Genomic DNA, 4810 nt, shown 5'->3' on the forward strand with positions numbered 1-4810 from the left:
AGGCCCGGATGGCCCGCCGGAGCCGGCACATGCCCACCAGGTACCAGTGGTCGCGGTGGACGAGGCAGGTGACCGGGTCGACCTCCCTGACCGAGACGCGGTCGCCCGCGTCGCGGTAGTGGAGCCGGACCACGTGCCTGCCCGTGATGGCGTCGGCGATCAGCTTGGTCCTGGCCGCGGTGTCGGCGGGCAGGGGGGTCGTCAGGGTGGCGAGGGTGGCGGCGACGACGTCATCATCGACGTCGAGGTGGTCGAACGCATGGCGCAGGCCGCGCCGTGCGGTCGTCGACTGCGGCCCGGCGCCCAGGTGCGCGAGCGAGAGGGCGAGCGCAGCGATCTCGGCGGCATTCAGACTGCGAGAAGGGGCCTCCATGACGTTTGTCATACCCATATTTTACGATCCCCTACCGACATTTTTCGAACACAACGTCGGTAGGGGCCCGTTCACCTGGAGAGTTGGGTGAGGTCGCGCGACGCTCCGGTGGAGGCCGAAGTGGTGAGCGCCGCGTACGCCTGAAGCGCCACGCTGACCGAACGCCGCCGGTCGCGCGGACGGTATCCCTGCCGCTCGGCGAGCAGCCGCTCGCGCCGGGCCGCCAGCACGCCTTCGGGGACCTTGAGCTCCAGAGTGCGGGAGGGGATGTCGATGTCGATCGTGTCGCCGTCCTCGACCAGCGCGATGACGCCGCCCTCCGCCGCCTCCGGGGAGGCGTGCCCGATGGACAGGCCCGAGGTGCCGCCGGAGAAGCGGCCGTCGGTGACCAGCGCGCAGACCTTGCCGAGGCCCTTGCCCTTCAGGAACGACGTCGGGTAGAGCATCTCCTGCATGCCGGGGCCGCCCTTGGGGCCCTCGTAGCGGATGACCACGACGTCGCCGGCCTTGACCCGGTTGTTGAGGATGCCCTCCACCGCGTCTTCCTGCGACTCGAAGACCACCGCCGGCCCTGAGAACTTCCAGATCGACTCATCGACGCCCGCCGTCTTCACCACCGCGCCGTCCAGGGCCAGGTTGCCGTGCAGCACGGCCAGCCCGCCGTCGCGGGTGTAGGCGTGTTCGAGGTCGCGCACACAGCCCTCCGCGCGGTCCAGGTCGAGCGACTCCCAGCGGGCCTCCTGGGAGTAGGGCTTGACCGTGCGGACGTTGCCGGGGGCCGCGTGCCACAGCTCCAAGGCCTCGGGCAGCACCGACGGCGACATCGGGTCCCATGCCTCGATGTAGTCGCCGAGCGTGGCGGCCGAGATGGTCGGCACGTCGCGGTGCAGCAGCCCGGCGCGGTCGAGCTCGCCCAGGATGGCCGGGATGCCCCCGGCCCGGTGGACGTCTTCGACGTGGTACTTCGCGGTGGCCGGGGCGACCTTGCACAGGCAGGGCACCCGCAGCGACAGCTCGTTGATCTCCTTGAGGCCGAAGTCGACCTCGGCCTCCCTGGCCGCCGCGAGCAGGTGCAGGATCGTGTTGGTGGAGCCGCCCATCGCCACGTCGAGCGCCATCGCGTTCTCGAAGGCCTCGCGCGTGGCGATCGCGCGCGGCAGCGCGGTCTCGTCGTCCTGCTCGTAGTAGCGGTGCGCGAGGTCCACCACGGCATGGCCGGCCCGCTCGAACAGGCCGCGCCGCGCGGCGTGCGTGGCCAGTGTGGTGCCGTTGCCGGGCAGGGCCAGGCCGATGGCCTCGGCCAGGCAGTTCATCGAGTTGGCGGTGAACATGCCGCTGCACGACCCGCAGGTCGGGCAGGCGTTCTCCTCCAGCTCCCGCAACTCTTCGTCGGAGACCGAGTCGTCGGCGGCGGCGATCATCGGGTCGATGAGGTCGAGCTTGCGGCCGGGGGTCTTGCCGGCCTCCATCGGCCCGCCGGACACGAACACGGTCGGGATGTTGAGCCGGAACGCGGCCAGCAGCATCCCCGGGGTGATCTTGTCGCAGTTGGACACGCAGATCAGCGCGTCGGCGCAGTGCGCGTTGACCATGTACTCGACCGCGTCGGCGATCAGCTCCCGGCTGGGCAGCGAGTAGAGCATGCCGCCGTGGCCCATGGCGATGCCGTCATCGACCGCGATGGTGTTGAACTCGCGCGGGATCGCGCCCGCCTCCCTGACCGCGCCGGCCACGACGTCGCCGACCTCGCGCAGGTGGACGTGGCCGGGGACGAACTGGGTGAAGCTGTTGGCCACCGCGACGATGGGCTTGCCGAAGTCGCTGCCCGATACGCCGGTCGCCCGGAGCAGGGCCCGGGCACCGGCCATGTTCCTGCCGTGTGTGACCGTTCGCGACCTCAGCGGAGGCATGACGCATCTCCCATCGAAGACGAACCTGCGAGAAAACAGGCGAGTCTTCAAATGGTACGGCGTGCGCCCGGTGCATGAGACGTCATGTCCACGCGTCGGACGGACTTGACGTCGTCGCTGCACAGACATGCCACCGCGTATGCGTCAGGGCGCACGACAAGCGCCTCTTGGCGCCCACACGCGCCGGGCGCAGGTGCGCACCCCGTGCGTCAAGGCCCCGGCATGCCGCCGTACGGCCGGCGTGACAGGGCGGGAAGACGGGCGGCCCGCCGCCGGGTCAGCTCTCCGCGTAGCGCGGTGGCAGCACCTCGGTGGCCGCTTCGTAGATCTTCCCGATCTCCTCGTCGGTGAGCGAGTGCTCCCGCTTGGTGATCCACCGGCGCACCCGGCTGCCCTCGAAGACGTCGACGTCGCGGATTGTGAGGATCTTCCATGGAATGGCCGGACCATAAATGGCCAGCGACGGCACCACGACCAGCTCCCTGCCCAGCTTCTCGCCGATCAGCTGGCTGGCCTGGGCCGCCTCCCACGCCGCCTCGACAAGGCGCGGCTTCTGGGTGAACGGTCCGTGGAAGAGCTTCTTGCCCGACTGGACGCGGACGGGCAGCCGCTTGTCCCATTTCTCCGAGTCGACCGCGTACACCCCGGTAGGACCGATGACCAGATGATCGATCTGCGCTTCGCTGCCGGGGATGGCACGGGCGTGCAGTGTGCGATAGCCGCTTCGCTCCAGCTTCTTGAGCTGGGCTTCCGTGCGGCGCTCGGCGACGGAGGGCCGTCGCCACGCGGGCACGGAGGAGGCCGATCGCGCGCGATAGACGGTGTCGGCGATCGCCGCGATCACCGCACCGGTGACTCCCGCACGCCAGTCGGACAGCAGGACGCCGAGCAGAATGCCGCCGAGGAGCGCGATCAGCGCTCGGCGCCTCAGCGGCCGGTACTTCGGCTCCTGCAGCAGACTGCGCAACGACGCGCGCTCGATCGGAGCGAACGTCGAGGGGGCCGGGGTGGGGCGAGCCGACGACTGTGCCGGCCGGTCACTCACCCAAATTGGTGACTGTGTGTGACCGTCTTCTGGAACTTGGCCGAGATCCACGTAACTCACCGTAGCCGAGTCGCTGATAGGTTGCCTAGTCTTCCCTGGTTCACACTTTTGTGGCTGCCTTCACCTGCTTCGCCATACCGAAAACCGGGTATCTATCCCTATCCTCTCTAGACAACTCCGGAGCCCGGGCACGCTCCGCCCGGCGACGGCGGCCACCGAATCGTGATCCTAACGCGTGGACGCGCCCGCGCCGGACGGTTACGTTCAACGGATGGACGGCGCGATCGGGGTGCTGGGCCCCCTCATCGGGATCTCATCGGTCGTGTTCATCGTGATCTCGCTGGTGGTGCTGCTGTCCGCCAAGGCGATGGGCGCGCGGGCCGCCAGGGGAGCGGCCGATGGCCCGGTGTGGTTCGGCGGGCCGGGCGGCGGCGAGCACGGGGTGAGCGACTCCGGAGTGGTGCTGCTGGATCGGCGTCCGGCCTGGATCGACGTCCCGGATCATGACTGGCCCGCGCTCGCCGGGGCGGCCGAGCCCGGCCGGGCCTGCGGCGGGGCCTCGGGGGGCTGGTGACCGTGATGCGCCGGTTGTCCATGCCCCAGGCCGACGACGTCCGCCAGGCCGTACGGCAGGCGGAGCGGCGTACGGGCCTGCGGTTCGCCGTCTACATCGGCCCGGCCCCCGCCGGGCACCGCGACTACGCCGAGCGGCTGCACGCCGCGCTGGGCGAGGAGGCGGCCGGCGCGGTGCTCCTGTTCGTCGATCCCGCCGGCCGCGGGCTGGAGATCGTCACCGGCGAACGCGCCCGCAGGCGCCTGCCCGACGCGCGCTGCCAGGCGATCGCCCTGTCCATGGCCACCGCCTTCAGCGGCGGTGACCTGGCCGGCGGCGTGGTCTACGGCCTGAGCGCCCTCGCGCAACACGCGGCCCGCCCCCGGTGAGGCCGGCCGGCCGCCGGGAGGGTCAGCGCGGCCGGTAGTCGTCCATGTACTTCGCGACCTTGCCGAGGTACTCCCGCCACCGCTCCGGCACCCCGTTGTCGCGGTGCATCGGATCGACGCCACTGCGGAACAGCCCGGCCAGGTTGAGCGCCGGGTCGCCGGGAATGTCCTTGATCTTGGGGCCGAGCCCGCACATGAAACGGCCCATGGAAAGGATCGAGAGCTCCGGGCCGAGCGGCGGGGAGGGCTTGGGGCTCTGCAGGCCGCCGGGCTGCCAGTGCCACAGCACGCCGGGGGTCCAGCGGGCGATGCCGTACTCGTCGGCCGGGTGGTCGGTGAGGGCGGGGTCGAAGCCGGACTCCGCCTTCAGCATGGCCGCGATCAGCGGGGGACTAAGGCCGTGCTGCGCGCAGTACGTGCCGGCCTGCACGATCAGCGAGCGGTACTCCCTGGGGATGTCGGAGTCCAGTCGCAGCCAGCGGCCCGTCGGGTCGCCCACGGTCTCGCCCCTGGTGGCGGTGGGCGTCGTGGACGCGGGCC

General features: G+C 70.8%; 6 protein-coding genes. 2 read left to right on the forward strand and 4 right to left on the reverse strand.

The features are described 5' to 3' along the window. From C1I98_RS35200 to C1I98_RS35210, 3 genes are all read right to left on the reverse strand, one after another. A partial coding sequence (locus C1I98_RS35200; protein ID WP_233508452.1) for a WYL domain-containing protein occupies window positions 1–385 on the reverse strand: 385 nt, incomplete at its 3' end. A 59-nt stretch (window positions 386–444) separates the two neighbouring features. After that, on the reverse strand, window positions 445–2283 hold the full coding sequence (ilvD, locus tag C1I98_RS35205) for a dihydroxy-acid dehydratase (protein WP_111171639.1): 1839 nt from the start codon (window positions 2281–2283) through the stop codon (window positions 445–447). A gap of 277 nt (window positions 2284–2560) precedes the next feature. Then, a complete protein-coding gene (locus tag C1I98_RS35210) occupies window positions 2561–3250 on the reverse strand; it encodes a nuclease-related domain-containing protein (RefSeq protein ID WP_233508453.1) in 690 nt (229 codons plus the stop codon). Between the two features lie 349 nt (window positions 3251–3599). Between C1I98_RS35210 and C1I98_RS35215 the strand changes: the two genes are divergently transcribed. Then, the gene (locus tag C1I98_RS35215) at window positions 3600–3902 is read left to right on the forward strand and encodes a hypothetical protein (RefSeq protein ID WP_146607831.1); all 303 of its coding nucleotides are present in this window, start codon (window positions 3600–3602) and stop codon (window positions 3900–3902) included. 5 nt (window positions 3903–3907) lie between these two features. Continuing rightward, window positions 3908–4270 carry a TPM domain-containing protein gene (locus C1I98_RS35220; RefSeq protein WP_111171643.1) on the forward strand — a complete coding sequence of 121 codons (363 nt, stop codon included), beginning with the start codon at window positions 3908–3910 and terminating at the stop codon, window positions 4268–4270. Between the two features lie 22 nt (window positions 4271–4292). Here the strand turns inward: C1I98_RS35220 and C1I98_RS42105 are convergent. Continuing rightward, window positions 4293–4810: lysozyme family protein (locus C1I98_RS42105; protein WP_199537457.1), on the reverse strand; the 518-nt coding region annotated here is incomplete at its 5' end.

The organism is Spongiactinospora gelatinilytica (assembly GCF_003236385.1).
In the GTDB taxonomy this organism is placed as follows: Bacteria; Actinomycetota; Actinomycetes; order Streptosporangiales; family Streptosporangiaceae; genus Spongiactinospora; species Spongiactinospora gelatinilytica.